Source organism: Streptomyces sp. NPDC006923 (assembly GCF_040635655.1).
Taxonomy (GTDB): domain Bacteria; phylum Actinomycetota; class Actinomycetes; order Streptomycetales; family Streptomycetaceae; genus Streptomyces.
The window spans coordinates 242,938-264,355 of record NZ_JBEYIF010000001.1; the positions used below are offsets into that span (position 1 = coordinate 242,938).

Genomic DNA, 21,418 nt, shown 5'->3' on the forward strand with positions numbered 1-21,418 from the left:
ACAGGCACGATGCTCACCTGGCGCTGCTCCTCGTTCGTACGGACGGGCGGGTGGGGGCCCCGTTACGGCATGGCGGCGCGGCCGCCCGGCCCCACGGTGTCATGGAGCGGTCCGGGGCCGCCATGGCGCTCCTGGCGCCGCCCGTACCGCCGCTCATGCCTTCACCAGCCCTGACGCACGGCCGCCGAGCGCCAGATAGACGTCCTCCAGGCTGGGCGTGGCCAGCGTGAAGTCGTCCAGGGCCGCGAAGGCCGCGCCGCCGGTCACGGCGGCGACCGCCGCGCGTGCCTCGTCCGGGGCGAGCCGCAGGACCCAGCGCCGGCCCGACTCCTGGGCGGAGCCGCGCAGGGCGGCGACCTCGGGCACGTCGAGCGGCGCGCGTTCGCGCCACACCAGCTCGACCCGTACCTCGCCGGCGACCTGTTCCTTGAGCCCGGACGGGGTGTCGCAGGCGATGACCTTGCCGCGCTCCAGCACGGCGACCCGGTCGAGCACGGTCTCGGCCTCGATGACGTTGTGCGTGACGAGCAGTACGGTCGCACCGTGCTCGGCCCGCCGCCGGTCCACGGCGGCCCACACCGCGCGGCGCGCGACCGGGTCCATACCGGTGGTGGGTTCGTCGAGGACGAGCACCGGCCGCTCCCCCACCAGCGTGGCGGCGAAGCAGGCCAGCCGCCGCTGGCCGCCGGAGAGCTTCTTGAGCGGGCGCCCGGCGATCTCGGTGAGCCCCAGCTCGGCGAGGACCGCGTCCCGCTCGGCCCGCGCGGCGCGCAGCGCGAGTCCGCGCAGCCGGCCGGTGGTCTCGGCCGCGAGGGCGACGGTCAGCTCGTCGAGCGCGGTCGATTCCTGGCCGAGGTAGCCGATGAGCCGGGAGGCCCGCTCGGGATGGCGCACCAGGTCGTGGCCGAGGACCTCGACGGTGCCGGAGTCGGGCCGCATCAGGCCCGTGAGCTGGCGCACGAGCGTCGACTTGCCGGCGCCGTTGGGCCCGAGCAGGCCGAAGATCTCGCCGCGCCGCACATCGAGGGAGATCCCGTCCGTGGCGCGTACCTCCGGAGTCCCGGTGGCACCGCGTCTGCCGCGCGCGGCGGGGTACGTCTTGACCAGATCGCGCACCACGCACACCGTACTCACGAGGGACGAGCCTACGGGGTCCGGCCACCGGGGCCCATTTCGGGTCCCGCGCCCCCGGGGCGTACCGAGCCGCGAAAGTCCGGCCCGGCGGGGCCTCACTCCGCCGTGGACGCGTGGTCCGCTGCCGCCCTGACGTCGATCTCGCGCCAGAAGCCGGCCCGGATCGCATAGCGGTCGTGCTCGTCGATCTGGTCGTCCTTGTGCGCCAGCAGTCCGAAGCGCGCCGCGTAGCGCAGCAGCTCACCGTCGATACGGTGCGGGACGCGCGGATACATCACGGACAGCCGCTGGACATGGTTCGCGTCCGGCAGCCGCTCCATCCAGCGGCGGGCGAAGACCTGGCCGACCTCGAAGGGGTCGCCGCCGACGGCGGTGATGTCCTCCTCGCGGTCGGCCCAGCGCTGCTCGGCGCTGGTGAGCTGGGCGAGGGTGGGCAGTGTGGCCGTTTCTGGCGGTTCACCCCCGGCTCCGCCCGGCCGTTCGACCCAGCCCTTGTCGGAGGACCAGCGGAGCGTCGCGCCCGCCGGCTGCTGGCCGGACGGCTGGGCTCCGGGGCCGCGCAGGCTCGCGAGGTCCTTGGGGGTGGGCACGCCCTTGGTGCCGGCCGGGGCGGGGTGGGCCTCCTGGCCGTGCTGCTCCGGCGGGGCCGACGAGCCGTTGCGGGCGGCCGGTGGCTGGGCCTCCGCCGCGCGTTCCGCCGAGGCGAGCGCCGACTCGGGCAGCGGGGCGGAGAGGATCGCCGCGATCTCCGGCCGCGGGGCCGGCGCGGGCGCGCAGACGCCGGTCAGTTCCTTGGCCCGGACGGCCTTGGTGATCCAGGCCCGGTCGAGCACGCGCCGTTCGTCGGCCTCGGCGACCAGGTCCTCGGACTGGTTGTAGTCGCCGTCGGCGGCCTGGACCGCCCAGAGGTGGACGGCGACGCCATGCTCCTTGGCGGACATCAGACCGGGCAGCAGATCGCCGTCCCCGGTCACCAGCACCACATCGGAGCAGGCGCGATTTCTGGCCAATTCGGTCAGCTCCGCGTGCATGGCCGCGTCGACGCCCTTCTGCGCCCAGCGCCCGTCGCTGCGGGTGAGGGCGCCGAGCCGTACGGTGACCCGCGACATCACACGCAGCCGCCGGTGCTCGGGCTGGGGGACCCGGTCGGGGGCGCCGTCGAACCAGTAGATGCGGAGCAGCGGCTGTTCCGTATCGGCTTCCGCGCGCTCGCGCAGGCCCTGGATGAGGGCGGCGTGGTCGACGGTGATGCGGGAACGGGCCGGTTCTCCGGCGAGGAGACTCGCGGCGGCGCCCAGCAGATAGCCGGCGTCCACCAGGACGACGCAGCGGTCCACGTGTTCCACCTTCTTTCGGGAACCTCGGGATCATCGGGAGTTGCTTCGGGTTTCCTTCGAGTCTGCCCGACGGCAACAGGCTTGACGTCCGGAACTCGATCATCGGCGTGGCGTATCTCCGGACAACGCGTTGACAGGCTCCCACTACACACGGCAATGATCCAAAATGCGACAGTTCAAACCCTATGTGACTCTGAACGCGGTCCTGGCCGCCAATCCGCGCAGGAGGCACATCATGGCCAAGAACAAGAACCGAGATCGCAATAAGCAGCAGGGCCGGCCGGCCGCCCCGCGGGGCGCCGAACAGGCGAAATCCTCCATGGAGGACCAGGCTGAGCAGATGCAGTCGAGGATCGCGCCGGCGGAAGCTCCTCACAAGGGGCGGCAGAAGCGTTTCGGCCACAACTGACGCGCGGGGAAGCAGAAAAATCGCAGACATGAGGGGCACACCCGTTTTTGGGTGTGCCCCTCACATGTCCGGCCCGCTGCGGGCCGCTTTATCGGGTTGTCCATCCGCTTGCCTGTCCGGTGTGCGGGATGGATTATCCGGTATTCGGTTGTCCGGTATTCGGTTGTCCGGCTGGATTACCCGGCCAGGCAGGACGGGCCGAGCAGGACTTTCAGATCGCCGAAGAGGGCCGGGTCGGGCTGCACCCGGTGCCGGTCGAGCCGGAGCACCGTGGTCTTCTGGGCGCCCTGGAGCTTGATCCTGACCTCGGAATTGCCGCGGTGGTGGCTGAGGATCTCGCCGAGCCTGCTGACCATCGGCGGCGTCACCTTCACCGTGGGGATGGTGATGGTGACGGGCGCGTTGGTCCCGGCGGACGACAGGTCCGGGACCGCCAGCTCCATCGCGACGAGCCGCGGCACGTCCTCGCGCTTGTCGAGGCGCCCCTTGACGAAGACGACAGTGTCCTCGACGAGCTGGGTGGAGACGAGCTGGTAGGTGGCGGGGAAGAACATGCACTCGATGGAGCCGGCCAGGTCCTCGACCGTGGCGATCGCCCAGGCGTTGCCCTGCTTGGTCATCTTGCGCTGGAGGCCGGAGATGATGCCGCCGATGGTGACGACCGCGCCGTCCGCGTGCTCGCCCCCGGTGAGCTGGGAGATCGCCGCGTCGGACTTGTCGGACAGCACATGCTCGATACCGAAGAGCGGGTGGTCGGAGACATAGAGCCCGAGCATTTCGCGTTCCTGGGCGAGCAGATACGCCTTGTCCCATTCGACGTCGGAGAATTCCACGTCGAGCCCGAAGCCCGGCTCCGTGGTTTCCTCGTCACCCATGCCGCCGAAGAGGTCGAACTGTCCCTCGGCCTCCTTGCGCTTGACCTGCACCACGTTGTCGATCATCGGCTCGTGGTGGGCGACCAGGCCCTTGCGGGTGTGGCCCATCTCGTCGAAGGCACCGGCCTTGATGAGCGATTCCACGGTGCGCTTGTTGCAGACGACCGCCTCGACCTTGTCGAGGAAGTCGGGGAAGCTGGAGTATTTCCCCTTCGCCTTGCGGCAGCGGATGATCGAGTCCACCACGTTCTGTCCGACGTTCCGCACGGCCGTCAGACCGAAGAGGATCACGTCGTCGCCCTGGGCGGCGAAGTTCGCCTGGGATTCGTTCACATTGGGCGGCAGTACCTTGATGCCCATGCGGCGGCACTCGTTCAGATAGACGGCGGACTTGTCCTTGTCGTCCTTGACCGAGGTCAGCAGGGCGGCCATGTATTCGGCCGGGTAATTCGCCTTGAGATAGGCGGTCCAGTAGGTGACCAGTCCGTACGCGGACGAGTGCGCCTTGTTGAACGCGTATCCGGCGAACGGGACCAGGACGTCCCACAGGGCCTGGATCGCCTCGTCCGAGTAGCCGTTCTTCTTCGCGCCGGCCTGGAACAGGACGAAGTTCTTCGCCAGTTCGTCGGCCTTCTTCTTGCCCATGACGCGGCGGAGGATGTCGGCCTCGCCGAGGGAGTACCCGGCGATGATCTGGGCGGCCTTCTGCACCTGCTCCTGGTACACGATCAGGCCGTGGGTGAGGCCGAGGACCTCCTTGAGGGGCTCCTCCAGCTCCGGGTGGATCGGCGTGATCTCCTGCTGGCCGTTCTTGCGCAGCGCGTAGTTCGTGTGCGAGTTCATGCCCATCGGGCCCGGCCGGTACAGGGCCGAGACGGCGGAAATGTCCTCGAAGTTGTCCGGCTTCATCAGCCGCAGCAGCGAACGCATCGGCCCGCCGTCGAACTGGAAGACCCCGAGCGTGTCGCCCCGGCAGAGGAGTTCGTAGGTCTTGGGGTCGTCCAGCGGCAGCGCGAGCAGGTCGAGGGCGACGCCCTTGTTGGCCTTCACCATCTTGACGGCGTCGTCCATGATCGTGAGGTTGCGCAGCCCCAGGAAGTCCATCTTCAGCAGGCCGAGCGACTCGCAGCTCGGGTAGTCCCACTGGGTGATGGTGACGCCGTCGGTGTGCCGGACCCAGACCGGGACATGGTCGGTGATCGTCTCGCTGGACATGATCACGCCGGCGGCGTGCACACCCATCTGCCGGACCAGGCCCTCGACACCCTTGGCGGTGTCGATGACCTTCTTCACATCCGCCTCGTTCTCGTACATCCCCCGGATCTCGCCGGCCTCGCTGTAGCGCGGGTGCTTGGGGTCGGTGATGCCGTTGAGATCGATGCCCTTGCCCAGGACGTCGGCGGGCATGGCCTTGGTGAGCCGGTCGCCCATGGCGTACGGATAGCCGAGCACACGCGCGGAGTCCTTGATCGCGTTCTTGGCCTTGATCTTGCCGTAGGTGCCGATCATGGCGACCTTGTCGGCGCCGTACTTCTCCGTGACGTACCGGATGACCTCACCGCGCCGGCGCTCGTCGAAGTCGATGTCGACATCGGGCATCGAGATGCGCTCGGGGTTGAGGAAGCGTTCGAAGATCAGACCGTGCTCGATCGGGTCGAGGTCGGTGATGCCCATCGCGTACGAGACGATCGAACCGGCCGCGGAACCACGGCCGGGGCCGACCGCGATGCCGTTGTTCTTCGCCCACATGATGAAGTCGGCGACCACGAGGAAGTATCCGGGGAAGCCCATCTCGATGATGATCCCCATCTCGTACTCGACCTGCTTCTGCCGGTCCTCCGGGATGCCGTTCGGATAGCGGCGGGCCATGCCGCGCATGGTCTCTTCCCGGAACCAGGTGACCTCGGTGAAGCCCTCGGGCACCTCGAACTTGGGCATCAGGTTCCGTTCCTGGAACATGCCCTCGGTGTCGATCTGCTCGGCGACCAGCAGGGTGTTGGCGCAGCCCTCCTGCCAGGCGTCGGAGGAGTCCACCGCGTACATCTCGTCCGTGGACTTGAGGTAGTAGCCGGTGCCGTCGAAGCGGAAGCGGTCCGGGTCGGAGAGGTTCTTTCCGGTCTGGATGCACAGCAGCGCGTCGTGCGCGGTCGCCTCGTGCGCGTAGGTGTAGTGCGAGTCATTGGTGACCAGCGGCGGGATGCCGAGCTTCTTGCCGATCTCCAGCAGCCCGTCCCTGACCCGGCGCTCGATCTCGATGCCGTGGTCCATCAGCTCCAGGAAATACCGGTCCTTGCCGAAGATGTCCTGGTACTCGGAGGCGGCCTTCAGGGCCTCGTCGAACTGGCCGAGCCGCAGCCGTGTCTGCAGCTCGCCCGAGGGGCAGCCCGTCGACGCGATCAGGCCCTCGGACCACTGGGCGATGGTCTCCTTGTCCATCCGGGGCCATTTCTGCAGCCAGCCCTCCGCGTACGCGTCGGAGGACAGCCGGAACAGGTTGTGCAGCCCCGTCCTGTTCGCCGCCCAGATCGTCTTGTGGGTGTAACCACCGGAACCGGAGACGTCGTCCCGCTTCTGGTGCGGCTGGCCCCACTGGATCTTGCGTTTGTTCCGCCGGGACTCCGGCGCCACATACGCCTCGATGCCGATGATCGGCGTCACGCCCGCCTTCTTCGCCTGATGGAAGAAGTCATAGGCGCCGTGCAGATTGCCGTGGTCGGTCATGGCGATGTGCGACATGCCCATGTCCTTGCAGGCGTTGAACATGTCCCCCAGCCGCGCGGCACCGTCCAGCAGCGAGTACTGGGTGTGGACATGCAGGTGCGTGAACGGCGGCTTGGTCACGGTGGGGGCCTCCAGCGAGCGTACGGAACGGTCTTTCCCGGGGGCAACACCCCGGACCCCCGGGCCGCAGAGAGTCTGGGGGGACAGCGTGGAAGTCTACGTCTCAGGACTGACAGCCGACGGGCACTCGCGAGTAGCTTCGCGCGTTGCGAGTAGCGTCGTGCGTTGCCTCTCCGACGATGCCCCGGCGTCGTCGGAGAGGCGAGCCGGCGCACCCGACCTGTACGTCCGGCCCTGTTCCCCCGACCCGATTTGTCATGCGCCAGGAGGCACCCAGCGATGTCGGTCCCGCGACCCGTTGAAGAAGCTGACGAGCAGCGCGGCGAGGAGATCCTCGCCGTTTTCGACACCGCCTTCGGTGAGCTTCTGGGGGCCGATCCAGCGGCCTTCCGGGTGAAGTTCCGGAAGATGGCGGCCTCCGCGTTCGCCTTCTACCGGGGCACCGCACCCCTGTTCTACTCCGACCTGGAGCGGGAGCGCTCCAGCAGCGGCGCCGGCGCGTTCCTGGACGAGCGCACCAGCAGGGTGTGGATCCACGGCGATCTGCACGCGGAGAACTTCGGCACCTACATGGACGCCAACGGCCGGCTGATCTTCAACGTCAACGACTTCGACGAGGCGTACATCGGCCCCTTCACCTGGGACCTGAAGCGCCTCGCCGCGTCCCTCGCGCTGATCGGCTACACCAAGGCCCTCAGCGACGAGCAGATCACCGAGCTGGTGGAGATCTACGCGGGCGCGTACCGCGAGCGGATCCACGCGCTGGCGACCGGCGCCAAGAACGACGAGGTGCCGCCGTTCACCCTGGACACGGCGCAGGGCCCGCTGCTCAGCGTGCTCCGCTCGGCCCGCTCGCTGACCCGGTTCGGGCTGCTCGACTCGATGACCGAGATCCGTGAGTACGAGCGGCGCTTCGCTCCCGGCGGCGGCTCCATCGAGCTGGACGCGGCCACCCGGTACAAGATCCTCGCGGCCTTCGACGGCTATCTGGAGACGCTTCCCGAGTCGAGCCTGACCCGGCCCGACTCGTACCGTGTGAAGGACGTCGTCGGACGGCGGGGCGTCGGTATCGGTTCCGCGGGGCTGCCCTCCTACAACATCCTGCTGGAGGGCAACAGCGACGCCCTGGAGAACGACGTCGTGATCTATATGAAGCAGGCGCAGATCCCGGCGGTCTCCCGGCACATCACCGACAGCGCCGTCCGCGAGTACTTCCAGCACGAGGGCCACCGCACGGTGATCTCACAGCGGGCGCTCCAGGCCCACGCCGATCCGTGGCTGGGCTGGACCGAGCTGGACGGCAGCGGCCAGCTCGTGGCGGAGATCTCCCCGTACGCGGTGGACCTGGACTGGTCCGATCTCGACGATCCGGAGGAGATCGCCGCGGTCGTCGCCGACCTCGGCAGGGCCACGGCCACGATGCACGCGGCGGCGGACGACGACAGCGGCCACTCGCTGGTGCCGTTCTCCACGGAGCGGGCCATCAACGCGGCGATCGCGGCGGACGAGGACGGGTTCGCCGAGCTGCTGGTGGACTTCGCGCACTCCTACGGCGCGCGGGCCAGGGCCGACCACCAGATCTTCGTCGACCTGTTCCGCAACGGCCGCCTGGGGCAGCCGGCCGGCCTTTAGGGACCGCTTACCGGGGGTCATGGCACACTCGGCGACGATGGACATCTCGGGGACGCGGCTCAGAGCGGCGCGGGCAGCACTGTTCACGGCGGTGGTCGTGACGCTGTCCGCGGGCTCCCATGTGCTGCTGTCCCGGGCCCCGCTCCCGCTGTCCGTCGTCGCCGCGCTCAGCGCCGTGGTGTTTTTCCTCGCCTACGCGGCGGCGGGCCGGGAACGGGGCTTCTGGCGGATCGCCGCGCTGCTCGTGCCGCTCGAACTGGCCGCGGACACCGTCTTCACCAGCGGCCAGCAGGTCTGTTACGGCCCGGCCGGCGGCCCCGTCGCGGGGTCGCTGCGCTCGGTCGGCCTCGATGTCCTGTGCGGAAGCGGATTCGGGGCGCCGCTGCCCGGTGTGGTCTCCCCCGAGTCCACCGGTGCCGCTCTGCTGAACTCCACCGACCCGGCCCTCCCATGGCTGCTGCTCGCCGTCCATGTGTCGATCGGGCTGCTCGCCGCGGCCTGGCTGCGGCACGGCGAGGCCGCGCTGGCCGGTCTGGTGCGGACGGCGGCGGCCGCCGCGTTCCGGCCGCTGCTGACCGCGTTCGCCGCGGCCCGGCCGGTCCGCGCGGCCGCCCGGCCGGGCACGCCCGCCACGGGCCGTCCGCGCCCGTCCCGTACGCGTCTCCTTGTGCACTCCGTGGGACGGCGGGGACCGCCGCGTCCGGCGCTCGGCTCTGTCTGAGCCGGCGTCTCCCCGCGTACGTCCCCGATCATCAGCACCTCACACGGAGTGAACAGTCATGAGCGCACGCAACAACCAGTCCAGCAAGGCCGCCGCCCGCGAACGGCTGCGCGAGGAGCGCGAGCGGCAGGCGAGGAAGGACCGGGTCCGCCGGCAGCTCGTCGTCATCGGCTCGGCCGTCGTGGTCCTGGCGATAGCCGGCGGCGTGGGCTTCGCCGTCGTACAGAACAACAAGCCCTCGCACTGGGAGGCGATGAAGGACGAGACGAACGTCACCGCCCCGAAGAACACCGAGGGCGCGGACGGCACGACCGTCGTCATCGGCAAGGCCGACGCCAAGAAGACGCTCGAACTGTACGAGGACTCGCGCTGCCCGATATGCGCGAACTTCGAGCAGACGGTCGGCCCGACCGTCCAGAACGACATCGACGCCGGCAAGTTCAAGGTGAAGTACGTCGGAGCGACCTTCATCGACAACTCCGACAACGGCACCGGCTCGAAGAACGCCCTGTCCGCGCTGGGCGCGGCGCTCAATGTGAGCCCGGAGGCCTTCCTCCAGTACAAGACCGCGCTGTACTCGGCCAAGTACCACCCCGAGGAGAGCACGGACAAGTTCGCCGACGACAGCTACCTGATCAAGGTGGCCGACTCGGTGAACTCGCTCAAGGGCGACAAGGCGTTCCAGAAGGACGTGCGTGAGGGCACGTTCGACGCCTGGGCGATGAAGATGTCCGCCGCCTTCGACAAGAGCGGTGTGCAGGGCACTCCGACATTCAAGATGGACGGCAAGGCGCTCACCGCCGAGGGCAGCCAGAACCCGCCGATGACGGTGGACGAGTTCAACGCGGCGATCACCAAGGCCCTCGCGGCGTAGGCCGCCGGACCGGCGCGGTCAGGTCCGGCGGGCGGGCGAACCGAGGGGTTCGCCCGCCCGTCGCCGTTCGGTGCCGCGCCCCGCTCAGAGCGATGCGATGAAGGCGAGCCCGATCCGCCAGGTCTCCTCGGCGGCGGCCTCGTCGTAGTCCGGCAGCTCCGGATCGGTGTACAGGTGTCCGGCGCCCGGATAGCGGTAGATCTCCACGTCGGCGCCCACCTGCCCCATCCGGAGATACCAGGCGGTCAGCCAGTCGTGTGTCTCGAACGGGTCCGGGTCGGCCACATGCAGCTGTACGGGCAGGTCGTCGACGGACGCGTTCTCCGCGATGTCGGACGTGCCGTGCAACAGCAGCAGCCCCCGGGCCCTCTCGTCGCCCAGCGCCAGGTTCTGCGCGATGGATCCGCCCAGTGAGAGGCCCGCGTAGAGCAGACCGCGCTCGGAGTACGGCGCCGCGGCCAGGACCGCGCGCCGGAGCAGCTCGTCCTTGCCGATCTTGTCCTTCAGCGCCATGCCCTCCTCGACGGTGTCGGCGGTTTGCCCCTCGAAGAGGTCGGGCACGCGCACGTCATGCCCAGCGGCACGCAACCGGTCGGCGGCCGCGTGCACCGCTGGGCGCAGACCGTAGACCGAGTGGAAAAGCATGATGTCCATCCGGCCATCCTGCCAGCACCCACCGGAACCACCGAGGGAGCCATGGAGAACGTACTGCGCCCGCTGACCGTGCTCGGCGGCGCGGTCCTGCTCACTCTGGTGCTCGGCTGGGGGGTCGACGTACTGCTGCGCCGCGTGGACGGCCGCCACCCCGAGACCCCGCTGTGGGGGCTGCTGCGCCGCTGCCGGCTGCCGCTCCAGGTCGTCCTGCTCACCGCGCTGCTGCGCGGCACCTTCCACGAGACCCGGTGGCGGATCATCGAGGACCGCCAGGACGGGATCGGCCGGGCGCTGACGCTGGTGCTCATAGGCGCCGGCGCCTGGCTGATGGTGCGGATCGTGTCCGCCGCGGTGGAGTCGACCTACGCCCGTTACGCGACGTCGACCCGCGACCCGGCCCGGATCCGCCGGGTCCGCACCCAGGTGACGATGATCATGCGGATCGTGACGGCGGTCGTCGTGGTCGTGGCGATCGCGGCGATCCTGCTCACCTTCCCCGACATGCGCGCCGTCGGCACCTCGGTGCTCGCCTCGGCGGGCATCATCGGCGTGGTCGCCGGTGTCGCCGCCCAGCCGACGCTCGGCAATCTCTTCGCGGGCTTCCAGATCGTCTTCGGCGACATGGTGCGGATCGGCGACACGGTGGTGGTGGACGGCGAGTGGGGCGTGGTCGAGGAGATCACGCTCACCTTCCTCGCCGTGCGGACCTGGGACGAGCGGCGCATCACGATGCCGGTCTCCTACTTCACCAGCAGGCCCTTCGAGAACTGGTCGCGTGGCGGGGTGCAGATGACCGGCACGGTCTTCTTCCAGCTCGATCACTCGGCGCCGGTGCCGCTGATGCGCGAGAGGCTGCGGGAGATCCTGAAGGAGTGCGCGGCCTGGGACGGACGCGACTGGAGCCTGGCGGTCACGGACACCACACCGAGCACGATCGAGGTGCGCGCGGTGGTCACGGCCAAGGACGCGGACGACATCTGGACGGCCCGCTGCGCGGTACGCGAGCAGATGCTCGCCTGGCTCTCGGAACGCCATCCGTACGCCCTGCCGAGGATCTCCACGGCGACCGCGGCGGCCCTGCCCAGGAACGGCGCGCATCCGTCCGTCGCCGCCGAGGGCGCCGCGCCGCCGCGCACCGGCCGGGGCTGAACGCGCGGACTCAGCGCATGCTGCGCACGTCGAGATGGCGCAGCACGCGGTCCACCACCTCGGGGTCCACACCCGGTTCGTTGCGTGCCGACAGGACCTCGTGGCGGGCCGCCGACATCATGTCGCGCTGGACGCGCTGAACGGTCCTGACCCGGTCCGCCCGCTTGGCGAACCACTCGCGCCGCTCGTCGTCGACGATGTCGGGGCTGATCCGCACTCCGATGTCGAACGCGCCGCGCTGCAGCCGCTCGCTGACGTCCTCCGGCAGGTCCTCGACGTTCTCGATCTCCCGGAGCCGCCGCCTGGCCGCCCGCGCCGCGCGCACCGCGAGCGAGTGCTCCAGCTCCCGCTCGGCGCCGGTGTCCGCCCGTACCCCGAGCCGCCGTACCAGCCAGGGCAGGGTCAGCCCCTGGAAGACCAGCGTCGTCACGATGACCGCGAACGCGATGTAGATGATCTCCTCCCGGCCGGGAAACGGCTCTCCGCTGTCGGTCCTGAGCGGGATCGCCAGCGCCAGGGCGACCGAGGCCACCCCGCGCATCCCGGCCCACCACATCACCACCGTCTCGCGCCAGCCGAGCGGGATGTCCTCGTCGTAGTCGCGGAGCGTGTGCATCCGTTTGGCCAGCCAGGTGGCCGGCAGCAGATACAGCAGCCGTACGCCCACGACCACCCCGACCACCGCCGCGCCCCAGCCGAGGAGTTGGAACTCCCGGCCGGCCGCCGCGCTGACGGCGTTGTGGAGTTCGAGTCCGATCAGCCCGAAGGCGACGCCGGTGACCAGCGTGTCGACGACCTGCCAGAAGGCGTTGCCGGCCAGCCTTCCCATGACGTCGTCGGCGTCCGCGGTGTGCTCGGCGAGATAGAGCGCGGTGGTGAGTACGGCGAGCACACCCGACCCGAGCAGTTCCTCCGCCAGTACGTAACTGACGAACGGCACCAGCAGCGTCAGTCCGATCTGCAGCGTCGCGTCCCCGAGCAGCGACATCAGATGGTTGGAGAGCCACCCCAGCGCGAGGCCCACCGCCACCGCCACCACCGCGGAGAGCACGAGCGTGCCGACCGCCTTCGGCCAGGAGAACGTTCCGCTGACCGCCGCCGCGACGGCCACGTGGTAGAGCACGATCGCGGTGACGTCGTTGAAGAGCCCCTCGCCCTCCAGGATCGACACCAGCCGCCTGGGCAGCCCCAGGGAGCCGGCGACGGCGGTCGCGGCCACCGGGTCGGGCGGGGCGACAAGCGCGCCCAGCACGACCGCGGCGGCGATCGGCAGTCCCGGCACGATGGAGTTGGCCACCCAGGCCACGGCGGCCGTCGTCACGAAGACCAGGGCGACCGCGAGCAGGAAGATGGGGCGCTTGTTGGCCGCGAACTGCCGCCAGGAGGTGCGCTGCACGGCCGCGTACAGCAGCGGCGGCAGCAACAGCGGCAGGATGAAGTCCGGCGGGACCTGCACGTCCGGTACGAAGGGCAGCAGCGCGAGCGCGATGCCCACCAGGGTCATCAGCACCGGCGGCGGCAGCCGCAGACGCTCGCCGAGGGGCACCGTGACCACCGCTCCGAGCAACAGCACGAGCAGCAGCGCGAGCTGGTCCACGGACGTCCTCCGGCGGTCGACGGGCGGGCTTGGCGATCAAGGGCCCAAGCCTGCCACGCGGCTCATCCGAATCCGGCCAAGAGGTAACCCGGACTGAGCCGCCGGCACCGCTCGTACGGCGCCGGCCGCCCCCGGCGCGGCAGAACCGCTACAGCGCGCGCCGCATCGACCGGTGCGCGATGCCCGCGTCCAGGAACTCGGGTCCGTACGCCTCGTACCCCAGCCGCTCGTAAAAACCCAGCGCGTGCGACTGGGCGTGCAGATCCACCACCGCGAGACCGCGTCCGCGCGCCGCCTCCTCGATCGCCCGCACCAGCGCGGCGCCGACGCCGCGGCCCCGGGCCGCCGCCCCGACCGCCAGCCGGCCCAGGGAACCGACGGCCGGATCCCCGCCGGTCCTGTCGGCCGCGCCGGGGCCGTACAGCAACCGGCCGGTGCCCAGCGGGAGCCCGTCGTCGCGGACGGCCAGCACCTGGACGGCGTCGCCGTCCCGGCCGTCGTACTCGATGTCCTCGGGCACCCGCTGTTCGACGACGAAGACTTCCTTGCGCACGGCGAAGCACGCCTCGATGTCCGCCGGATCCACCGCGACGCGCACCGTGTACGCCAGAGGTATCGAAGCCCCCGGGGACCCGGATTCACCGTTCGTGGCCGCGCTCATACGTTGCTCTCCGCCCTGACCGTGTCCAGCGCGCCCTGGAGATCCGCCGGATAGCCGCTGGCGAACTCCACCCACCGGCCGTCCGAGGGGTGTTCGAAGCCGAGCCGCACCGCGTGCAGCCACTGCCGGGTCAGACCCAGCCGCTTCGCCAGCGTCGGATCGGCGCCGTAGGTGAGATCACCCACGCACGGGTGGCGGTGGGCCGACATGTGCACCCGGATCTGATGCGTACGGCCCGTCTCCAGCTTGATGTCCAGCAGCGAGGCCGACCGGAACGCCTCGATCAGGTCGTAGTGCGTGACCGACGGCTTGCCCTCGGCGGTGACGGCCCACTTGTAGTCGTGGTGCGGGTGGCGGCCGATCGGGGCGTCGATGGTGCCGCTCATCGGATCCGGGTGGCCCTGCACCAGCGCGTGGTAGCGCTTGTCGACGACGCGCTCCTTGAACTGCGCCTTGAGCAGGGTGTACGCCCGCTCCGACTTGGCCACGACCATCAGCCCCGAGGTGCCCACGTCCAGCCGGTGCACGATGCCCTGCCGTTCGGCCGCGCCGGAGGTCGAGATCCGGTAGCCGGCCGCGGCCAGACCGCCGATGACCGTCGTACCGGTCCAGCCGGGGCTCGGGTGCGCGGCCACTCCGACCGGCTTGGCGATCACCACGAGATCGTCGTCGTCGTGCACGATCTCCATGCCCTCGACCGGCTCGGCGACGATCCGCACGGGCGCGGCAGCCTCGGGCATCTCCACCTCGAGCCAGGCCCCGCCGTTCACCCGCTCGGACTTTCCGACGACGGCGCCGTCGACCTGGACCTTCCCGGAAGCGGCCAGATCGGCCGCCTTCGTCCGGGAGAACCCGAACATACGGGCGATGGCGGCGTCGACGCGCTCACCCTCCAGGCCGTCGGGCACGGGCAGCGTTCTGATCTCGGGAAAGCTCACCCGTCGAGTATGCCCTGTCAGTCCTTGTGGACGGTCCCGTCGGGGTCCAGCCCCCGGAACGACAGCAGCACGATCAGGACGCCGCCGCAGACGATCGCGGAGTCGGCGAGATTGAAGACCGCGAAGTGCGACGGCGCGATGAAGTCCACGACGGCGCCCCGGAACACCCCCGGCGCGCGGAAGATCCGGTCGGTGAGATTGCCGAGCGCGCCACCGAGCAGCAGACCGAGCGCGATCGCCCAGGGCAGGCTGTAGAGCTTGCGCGCGAGCCGGGCGATCACCACGATCACCGTCGCCGCGATGATCGTGAAGATCACCGTGAACGCCTCGCCGATCCCGAAGGCCGCGCCCGGGTTCCGTACCGCCTCGAACCTCAGGAGATCGCCGATGACATCGATCGGCTCATGGTGCTCCAGCCGGGCCACCACCAGCATCTTGCTGCCGAGATCCAGCAGATAGGCCACGACCGCGACGCCGAAGAGCGCCAGGATCCTGCGCCTCCCCCGGGGCCGCTCGGCGGAAGCCACAGCCTGGTCGTCAACATCCGGCGTACCGATGCCGCGCTCCGCCTCTGCCACGTGAGTCCCTCAACCTAGGTGCCTGAATGAGGACGAGGGTACGGCACACGCGTACGCGTTCAGCCACGCCGTTCCTGCTTCTGCTTGTCCTCCACACAGAGTGTGGCTCGCGGGAACGCCTGCATCCGGGCCTTTCCGATGGGATTGCCGCAGATCTCACAGAGTCCGTACGTCCCCGCGTCGAGCCGCAGCAGCGCCCGCTCGGTCTGTTCCAGCATCTCGCGGGCGTTGGCCGCCAGGGCCATCTCGTGCTCCCGCGTGATGTTCTTGGTACCGGTGTCCGCCTCATCGTCCCCGGCCCCGTCGCCGGAGTCCCGCATCAGCCCGGCCAGCGCGGTCTCCGACGAGGTGATCTCGGCGGTCAGCCGGGCGATCTCGCCTTCCAGCTCGGCCCGCGCGCCCGCGACCTCCTCCGGGGTCCACGGCTCCTCGCCGGGTCGTACCGCGAGCTCCCCCGGCGTTGTCGCGGCGGCGGCGCGTGCCGTGGGGACCGCTGTCGCGGCCGCCGCGGCGCCCTTACCGGCAGCGGTGTTCCCGCCGCCCGCACTCTTCTTCGCTGCCACCGTCCTGGCTCCCGTCTGCTTCGCGGCCTGGGCCGCCCCCTCGGCCGCGGACGCGGCCTTCTTCGCGGCTCCGCCGGCGGCCCGGTCGGGTACCGCCCGCTCGGCCGCGGACTTCTTCACCGGTGTCCTGCTCGCCGGCGACTTCTTCGCGGACTTCTGCTTCGGGGCCGTCCGGTCCGCCGCCGTCTTCTCGGCCGGTGTCTTCTTCGCCTTCTTCGCCGGCGGCGTGGTGTTCTTCGCGGTCGCCTTCTTCGCGGCGGTCTTCTTCGCCACCATGCCGCGGCCCCTTCACATAGTGTGATCTTGCGCGCGAATCGTGGTGGGACGATAAATCGACCCCGACCCCGCGACAAACGGGGCACGCCGCCGGTTCGGCCCTCCCCATGCGATGACAAGACAAGCCTGCATCCGTTGTGCCCAGCGCGCCGCCCGGTAATCCGCCTCCGGGGCGACCACCCCCCTGTGCCGGGCCCGGAGTAACCGTTCGGGTCACGCGTTCGGCCGTACGGCAGCCCCGGCAAAACCGGTCGGCCGCGCCCCGCCGGGCCCCGTACACTGGGCCGAGCGAGAGGCGTGGATGGGGACGAGTAGCGTCGTACGCGGCCATGAGCGACCCGGGGACGGTGAGAGCCCGGGGGCGAGCGCGAAGCGAAGGATCACCCCGGAGCCGCCGGAAGAAAGCCCACGGTGCGCCGGGGGCGAGTAGAACCGGCAGCGCGACCCCAATGAGGGGGCCGCGGGTGGACACACCCGGGGCCAAGGAGGGTGGTACCGCGGGAGCCCAGCTCTCGTCCCTCCGACGGAGATGCCAGAGTTCCGCCGGAGGAAGCGCCTCATGACACCAGTGAACCCGCCCCAGTACCGCCAGGTGCCCGCCCAGGTCGACCTGCCCGCGCTGGAGCACGCCGTGCTCGATTTCTGGCGCGACCACAAGGTCTTCGACAAGAGCCTCGAACAGTCCGAGGGCCGTCCCGAGTGGGTCTTCTACGAGGGCCCGCCCACCGCCAACGGGATGCCCGGCGCACACCACATCGAAGCCCGCGTGTTCAAGGACGTCTTCCCCCGCTTCCGCACCATGCGCGGCTACCACGTCGCGCGCAAGGCCGGCTGGGACTGCCACGGCCTGCCCGTGGAGCTGGCGGTGGAGAAGGAGCTGGGCTTCAACGGCAAGAAGGACATCGAGGCGTACGGCATCGCCGAGTTCAACGCCAAGTGCCGTGAGTCCGTGACCCGGCACACCGACGCCTTCGCCGAGCTGACGACCCGCATGGGGTACTGGGTCGATCTGGACGACGCCTACCGGACGATGGACCCGGAGTACGTCGAGTCCGTCTGGTGGTCGCTGAAGGAGATCTTCAACAAGGGCCTGCTGGTCCAGGACCACCGTGTGGCGCCCTGGTGCCCGCGCGACGAGACCGGCCTGTCCGACCACGAGCTGGCCCAGGGCTACGAGACGATCATCGACCCCTCGGTCTTCGTCCGCTTCCCGCTCACCTCGGGACCGCTCGCCGGCGAGGCCGCGCTCCTGGTCTGGACGACCACGCCCTGGACCCTGGTCTCCAACACCGCCGTCGCCGCGCACCCCGGCGTCACCTATGTCGTCGCGACGAACGGCGAGGAGAAGCTCGTCGTCGCCGAGCCGCTGCTGGGCAAGGCGCTGGGCGAGGGCTGGGAGACCACCGGCGAGTCCTTCTCCGGCCGCGAGATGGAGCGCTGGACCTACGACCGCCCCTTCACCTTCGTCGACTTCCCGGCCGGGACCGAGGCGCACTACGTCGTCAACGCCGAGTACGTCACGACCGAGGACGGCACGGGTCTGGTCCACCAGTCCCCGGCCTTCGGCGAGGAGGACCTCAAGGTCTGCCGCGCCTACGGACTGCCGGTGGTGAACCCGGTCCGTCCCAACGGCACCTTCGAGGAGGACGTCCCGCTGGTCGGCGGGGTGTTCTTCAAGAAGGCGGACGAGGCGCTGACCGAGGACCTGCGCGAGCGCGGGCTGCTGTTCCGGCACGTCCCGTACGAGCACAGCTATCCGCACTGCTGGCGCTGCCACACCGCGCTGCTCTACTACGCGCAGCCGTCCTGGTACATCCGTACGACGGCCGTCAAGGACCGGCTGCTGGACGAGAACGAGAAGACCAACTGGTTCCCTGACTCGGTCAAGCACGGCCGGTACGGCGACTGGCTGAACAACAACGTCGACTGGGCGCTGTCCCGCAACCGCTACTGGGGCACCCCGCTGCCCATCTGGCGCTGTGAGGACAACCACCTCACCTGTGTCGGTTCGCGTGCCGAGCTGAGCGAACTGACGGGCACGGACCAGTCCGCGCTGGACCCGCACCGCCCGTACATCGACGAGATCACCTTCGGCTGCCCGGAGTGCGGGCAGCGGGCGACGCGCGTCCCCGAGGTCATCGACGCCTGGTACGACTCGGGTTCGATGCCGTTCGCGCAGTGGGGCTACCCGTACAAGAACAAGGAGCTGTTCGAGAAGCGCTATCCGGCGCAGTTCATCTCGGAGGCGATCGACCAGACACGCGGCTGGTTCTACACACTGATGGCGGTCGGCACGCTGGTCTTCGACAAGTCGTCGTACGAGAACGTGGTCTGTCTCGGCCACATCCTCGCCGAGGACGGCCGGAAGATGTCCAAGCACCTCGGCAATATCCTCCAGCCGATCCCGCTGATGGACCAGCACGGCGCGGACGCGGTCCGCTGGTTCATGGCGGCCGGCGGCTCCCCGTGGGCGGCCCGCCGGGTCGGCCACGGCACGATCCAGGAGGTCGTCCGCAAGACGCTGCTGACGTACTGGAACACGGTCGCCTTCCAGGCCCTGTACGCCCGTACCGCGGACTGGGCGCCGAGCGGGGCCGATCCGGCGCCGGCCGACCGGCCGATCCTCGACCGATGGCTGCTGAGCGAGCTGCACGCGCTGGTCGACCAGACCACCCAGGCCATGGAGGCGTACGACACCCAGCGCACCGGCAAGCTGCTCTCGGCCTTTGTGGACGACCTGTCCAACTGGTACGTCCGCCGTTCGCGCCGACGCTTCTGGCAGGGCGACAAGGCGGCGCTGCGCACCCTGCACGACGTGGTCGAGACCGTCACGCGTCTGATGGCCCCGCTGACCCCGTTCATCACCGAGCGGGTCTGGCAGGACATGGTCGTACCGGTGACGCCGGACGCCCCGGAGTCGGTGCATCTCGCCGGCTGGCCCGAGGCCGACCTCACGGCGATCGACCCGGCGCTCTCCCAGCAGACGGCGCTGGTACGGCGGCTGGTGGAGCTGGGCCGGGCGACACGGGCGGAGTCCGGGGTGAAGACCCGTCAGCCGCTCTCCCGCGCGCTCATCGCGGCGACGGGCTTCGAGGCCCTCTCCGCCGAGCTGCGCGCCCAGATCACCGAGGAGCTGAACGTCTCGTCCCTGGCCACGCTCTCCGAGGTGGGCGGATCGCTTGTCGACACGACGGCCAAGGCGAACTTCCGCGCGCTGGGCAAGCGTTTCGGCAAGGGCGTCCAGGCCGTGGCCAAGGCGGTCGCGGAGACGGACGCGGCGGCGCTGTCCGCCGCCCTGCGCGACGGCACCGCCTCGGTGACCGTGGACGGCGAAACGGTCTCGCTCGCTCCCGACGAGGTGATCATCACCGAGACCCCGCGCGAGGGCTGGTCGGTCGCCTCCGACTCGGGTGCGACGGTCGCCCTGGATCTGGAGATCACTCCTGAGCTGCGGCTGGCGGGGCTGGCGCGGGACGCGATCCGGCTGATCCAGGAGGCCCGCAAGAACAGCGGCCTGGATGTCGCGGACCGTATCGCCGTGCGCTGGATCACCACGGCCGACGAGACGGCGCGGGCCCTGGACACCCATGCCGCGCTGGTCGCCGACGAGGTCCTGGCGCTGGACTTCGCCCCCGGCGAGGGGGACGACTCGTACGGTGAGCCCTTCACCGACGAGGGCCTGTCCCTCACCTTCCGCCTCCGCAAGGCCTGACCCGTCCCGAGGGCCCGCCTCCCGGTCAACCGGGGCGCGGGCCTTCGTGGTTCCCGCCGCGGCGCTGCCCCGGCGGGCGAGAGCGGGCACAGACAAGGGCTGGGCCCGGGGTGCTCACCCCGGGCCCAGCCCTCTCAGCCTGCCGACGGCTACGCGTGGTCCACGCGTACCCCCGTCAGTTGTCGTCCTCGTCGATGAGGAATCCGCGCATCGGCGACGGAGCCTGCTGCATCGGCTGCGGCGCCTGCGGCCGCACCGGTGCCATCGGCTGGGTCATGGCCGGCGACATCTGCTGCTGGCCGCCGTACGACGGGCCCGCGGAGGGACCGCCGTGGCCACCCATGGACGGGCCGCCTCCCATGCTGTGTCCCATCGCGCCCGCACCGGCCGGAGCCATGGACGGCGACGGCGGCAGCGAAGCGGCGGCCGGGGTCCGCGGCGGGGCCAGCGAGTCGTCGGCCTGGGTCTCCAGTTGACGGAGCTGGCTCTCCAGGTAGGACTTCAGACGCGTGCGGTACTCGCGCTCAAAGCCGCGCAGGTCCTCGACCTTGCGCTCCAGCGTCGCGCGCGCGGACTCCAGCGAGCCCATCGCCACGCGGTGCTTCTCCTGGGCGTCCCGCTCCAGCGCGTCCGCCTTGGCGCGCGCGTCGCGCTCCAAGCCCTCGGCTCGGCTGCGCGCCTCGCCAACGATCTTGTTGGCTTCGGAGCGCGCCTCGGCGATCGCCTGGTCCGCGGTCTGCTGAGCGAGGGAGAGCACCCGCGCGGCGCTGTCGCCGCCGGGGCCCTGACCGGGCTGCTGCATCTGCGGGTTGTGGCCGCCCATGGGGCCGCCCATCGGTCCACCCATGGGACCGCCCTGCATGGGACCGCCCTGGCCCATCGGACCACCCTGGCCCATGGGACCGCCCTGCATCGGGCCACCCTGCATGGGACCACCCTGGCCCATCGGACCACCCTGGCCCATGGGACCGCCCTGCATCGGGCCACCCTGCATGGGACCACCCTGGCCCATCGGACCACCCTGCATGGGGCCGGGGCCGTGCTGGCCCTGCGGGCCGTGACCCTGAGGACCGTGACCCTGGGGACCATGACCGCCGTGCGCGCTCGGTCCCGCGGGAAGCTGCGGAGCGCCACCGGGCAGTTGGGGCGGACCCATCTGCGGCGGCTGCTGCTGGACCGGCGGTCCAGATATGGCGGCGGGCACCGGAGCCCCCGGCCGGTCCTGCTGTTCGGGCGGCTTGCGCATGCCCTGCTGCTGCTGGTTCTGCGCGGCGGCACGCGTAGCGGCGGCCAGCTTCGCGCGCAGGTCCTCGTTCTCGCGAAGGAGGCGGGTCAGTTCGGCCTCGACCTCGTCGAGAAAGGCATCGACCTCGTCCTCGTCGTAGCCTTCTCGGAGGCGGACGGTCGTGAACTGCTTGTTCCGCACGTCCTCAGGGGTCAACGGCATCTCTTCTTCACCTCTACGTA

General features: G+C 70.3%; 16 protein-coding genes. 6 read left to right on the forward strand and 10 right to left on the reverse strand.

From position 1 onward, the window contains the following. Positions 1-153: 153 nt before the first annotated feature. On the reverse strand, positions 154-1,125 hold the full coding sequence (locus ABZ707_RS01120) for an ABC transporter ATP-binding protein (RefSeq protein ID WP_360166922.1): 972 nt from the start codon (positions 1,123-1,125) through the stop codon (positions 154-156). A 104-nt stretch (positions 1,126-1,229) separates the two neighbouring features. Continuing rightward, complete coding sequence (locus tag ABZ707_RS01125) at positions 1,230-2,480, reverse strand: NYN domain-containing protein (RefSeq protein WP_360165691.1); 1,251 nt, start codon at positions 2,478-2,480, stop codon at positions 1,230-1,232. 226 nt (positions 2,481-2,706) lie between these two features. Here ABZ707_RS01125 and ABZ707_RS01130 point away from each other — a divergent pair, with 226 nt between their 5' ends. Continuing rightward, positions 2,707-2,880: a hypothetical protein gene (locus ABZ707_RS01130; protein ID WP_360165693.1), complete on the forward strand. Its 174-nt coding sequence runs from the start codon at positions 2,707-2,709 to the stop codon at positions 2,878-2,880. 176 nt (positions 2,881-3,056) lie between these two features. On the opposite strand, the gene dnaE is transcribed toward ABZ707_RS01130, so the two are convergent. After that, complete coding sequence (gene dnaE / locus ABZ707_RS01135; protein ID WP_360165696.1) at positions 3,057-6,596, reverse strand: DNA polymerase III subunit alpha; 3,540 nt, start codon at positions 6,594-6,596, stop codon at positions 3,057-3,059. Positions 6,597-6,875: 279 nt separating this feature from the next. On the opposite strand from dnaE, the gene ABZ707_RS01140 reads away from it, so the two are divergent. Genes ABZ707_RS01140 through ABZ707_RS01150 form a run of 3 tightly spaced genes read left to right on the forward strand, consistent with a single transcriptional unit; the run spans position 6,876 to position 9,823 of the window. Continuing rightward, on the forward strand, positions 6,876-8,228 hold the full coding sequence (locus ABZ707_RS01140) for a DUF2252 domain-containing protein (protein ID WP_360165699.1): 1,353 nt from the start codon (positions 6,876-6,878) through the stop codon (positions 8,226-8,228). A gap of 37 nt (positions 8,229-8,265) precedes the next feature. Further along, positions 8,266-8,949, forward strand: coding sequence for a hypothetical protein (locus ABZ707_RS01145; protein ID WP_360165702.1), 684 nt, complete (start codon positions 8,266-8,268; stop codon positions 8,947-8,949). 58 nt (positions 8,950-9,007) lie between these two features. After that, positions 9,008-9,823, forward strand: a complete 816-nt coding sequence (locus tag ABZ707_RS01150) for a DsbA family protein (protein WP_360165705.1) — start codon at positions 9,008-9,010, stop codon at positions 9,821-9,823. An 84-nt stretch (positions 9,824-9,907) separates the two neighbouring features. Here the strand turns inward: ABZ707_RS01150 and ABZ707_RS01155 are convergent, their stop codons facing one another. Further along, positions 9,908-10,477, reverse strand: a complete 570-nt coding sequence (locus tag ABZ707_RS01155; protein WP_360165708.1) for a dienelactone hydrolase family protein — start codon at positions 10,475-10,477, stop codon at positions 9,908-9,910. Between the two features lie 42 nt (positions 10,478-10,519). Between ABZ707_RS01155 and ABZ707_RS01160 the strand changes: the two genes are divergently transcribed. Continuing rightward, positions 10,520-11,626 carry a mechanosensitive ion channel domain-containing protein gene (locus ABZ707_RS01160; protein ID WP_360166925.1) on the forward strand — a complete coding sequence of 369 codons (1,107 nt, stop codon included), beginning with the start codon at positions 10,520-10,522 and terminating at the stop codon, positions 11,624-11,626. 10 nt (positions 11,627-11,636) lie between these two features. Here ABZ707_RS01160 and ABZ707_RS01165 read toward each other — a convergent pair whose 3' ends face one another. The 5 genes from ABZ707_RS01165 to ABZ707_RS01185 form a co-directional block, all read right to left on the reverse strand. Next, positions 11,637-13,223: a Na+/H+ antiporter gene (locus ABZ707_RS01165; RefSeq protein WP_360165711.1), complete on the reverse strand. Its 1,587-nt coding sequence runs from the start codon at positions 13,221-13,223 to the stop codon at positions 11,637-11,639. Positions 13,224-13,371: 148 nt separating this feature from the next. Further along, positions 13,372-13,884, reverse strand: coding sequence for a GNAT family N-acetyltransferase (locus ABZ707_RS01170; protein WP_360165714.1), 513 nt, complete (start codon positions 13,882-13,884; stop codon positions 13,372-13,374). Beyond that, entirely contained in the window at positions 13,881-14,822 is a 942-nt protein-coding gene (locus ABZ707_RS01175) for an RluA family pseudouridine synthase (protein WP_360165717.1), read from the reverse strand. The genes ABZ707_RS01170 and ABZ707_RS01175 overlap by 4 nt, the downstream gene beginning before the upstream one ends. Before the next feature lie 17 nt (positions 14,823-14,839). Beyond that, positions 14,840-15,400, reverse strand: a complete 561-nt coding sequence (lspA, locus tag ABZ707_RS01180) for a signal peptidase II (protein ID WP_360165720.1) — start codon at positions 15,398-15,400, stop codon at positions 14,840-14,842. A 59-nt stretch (positions 15,401-15,459) separates the two neighbouring features. Further along, entirely contained in the window at positions 15,460-16,239 is a 780-nt protein-coding gene (locus ABZ707_RS01185; RefSeq protein ID WP_360165723.1) for a TraR/DksA C4-type zinc finger protein, read from the reverse strand. A gap of 568 nt (positions 16,240-16,807) precedes the next feature. Between ABZ707_RS01185 and ileS the strand changes: the two genes are divergently transcribed. Next, positions 16,808-19,951: an isoleucine--tRNA ligase gene (ileS, locus tag ABZ707_RS01190; protein WP_360166928.1), complete on the forward strand. Its 3,144-nt coding sequence runs from the start codon at positions 16,808-16,810 to the stop codon at positions 19,949-19,951. Between the two features lie 175 nt (positions 19,952-20,126). Here the strand turns inward: ileS and ABZ707_RS01195 are convergent, their stop codons facing one another. Further along, positions 20,127-21,398 carry a DivIVA domain-containing protein gene (locus ABZ707_RS01195; protein ID WP_360165726.1) on the reverse strand — a complete coding sequence of 424 codons (1,272 nt, stop codon included), beginning with the start codon at positions 21,396-21,398 and terminating at the stop codon, positions 20,127-20,129. Positions 21,399-21,418: the final 20 nt, after the last annotated feature.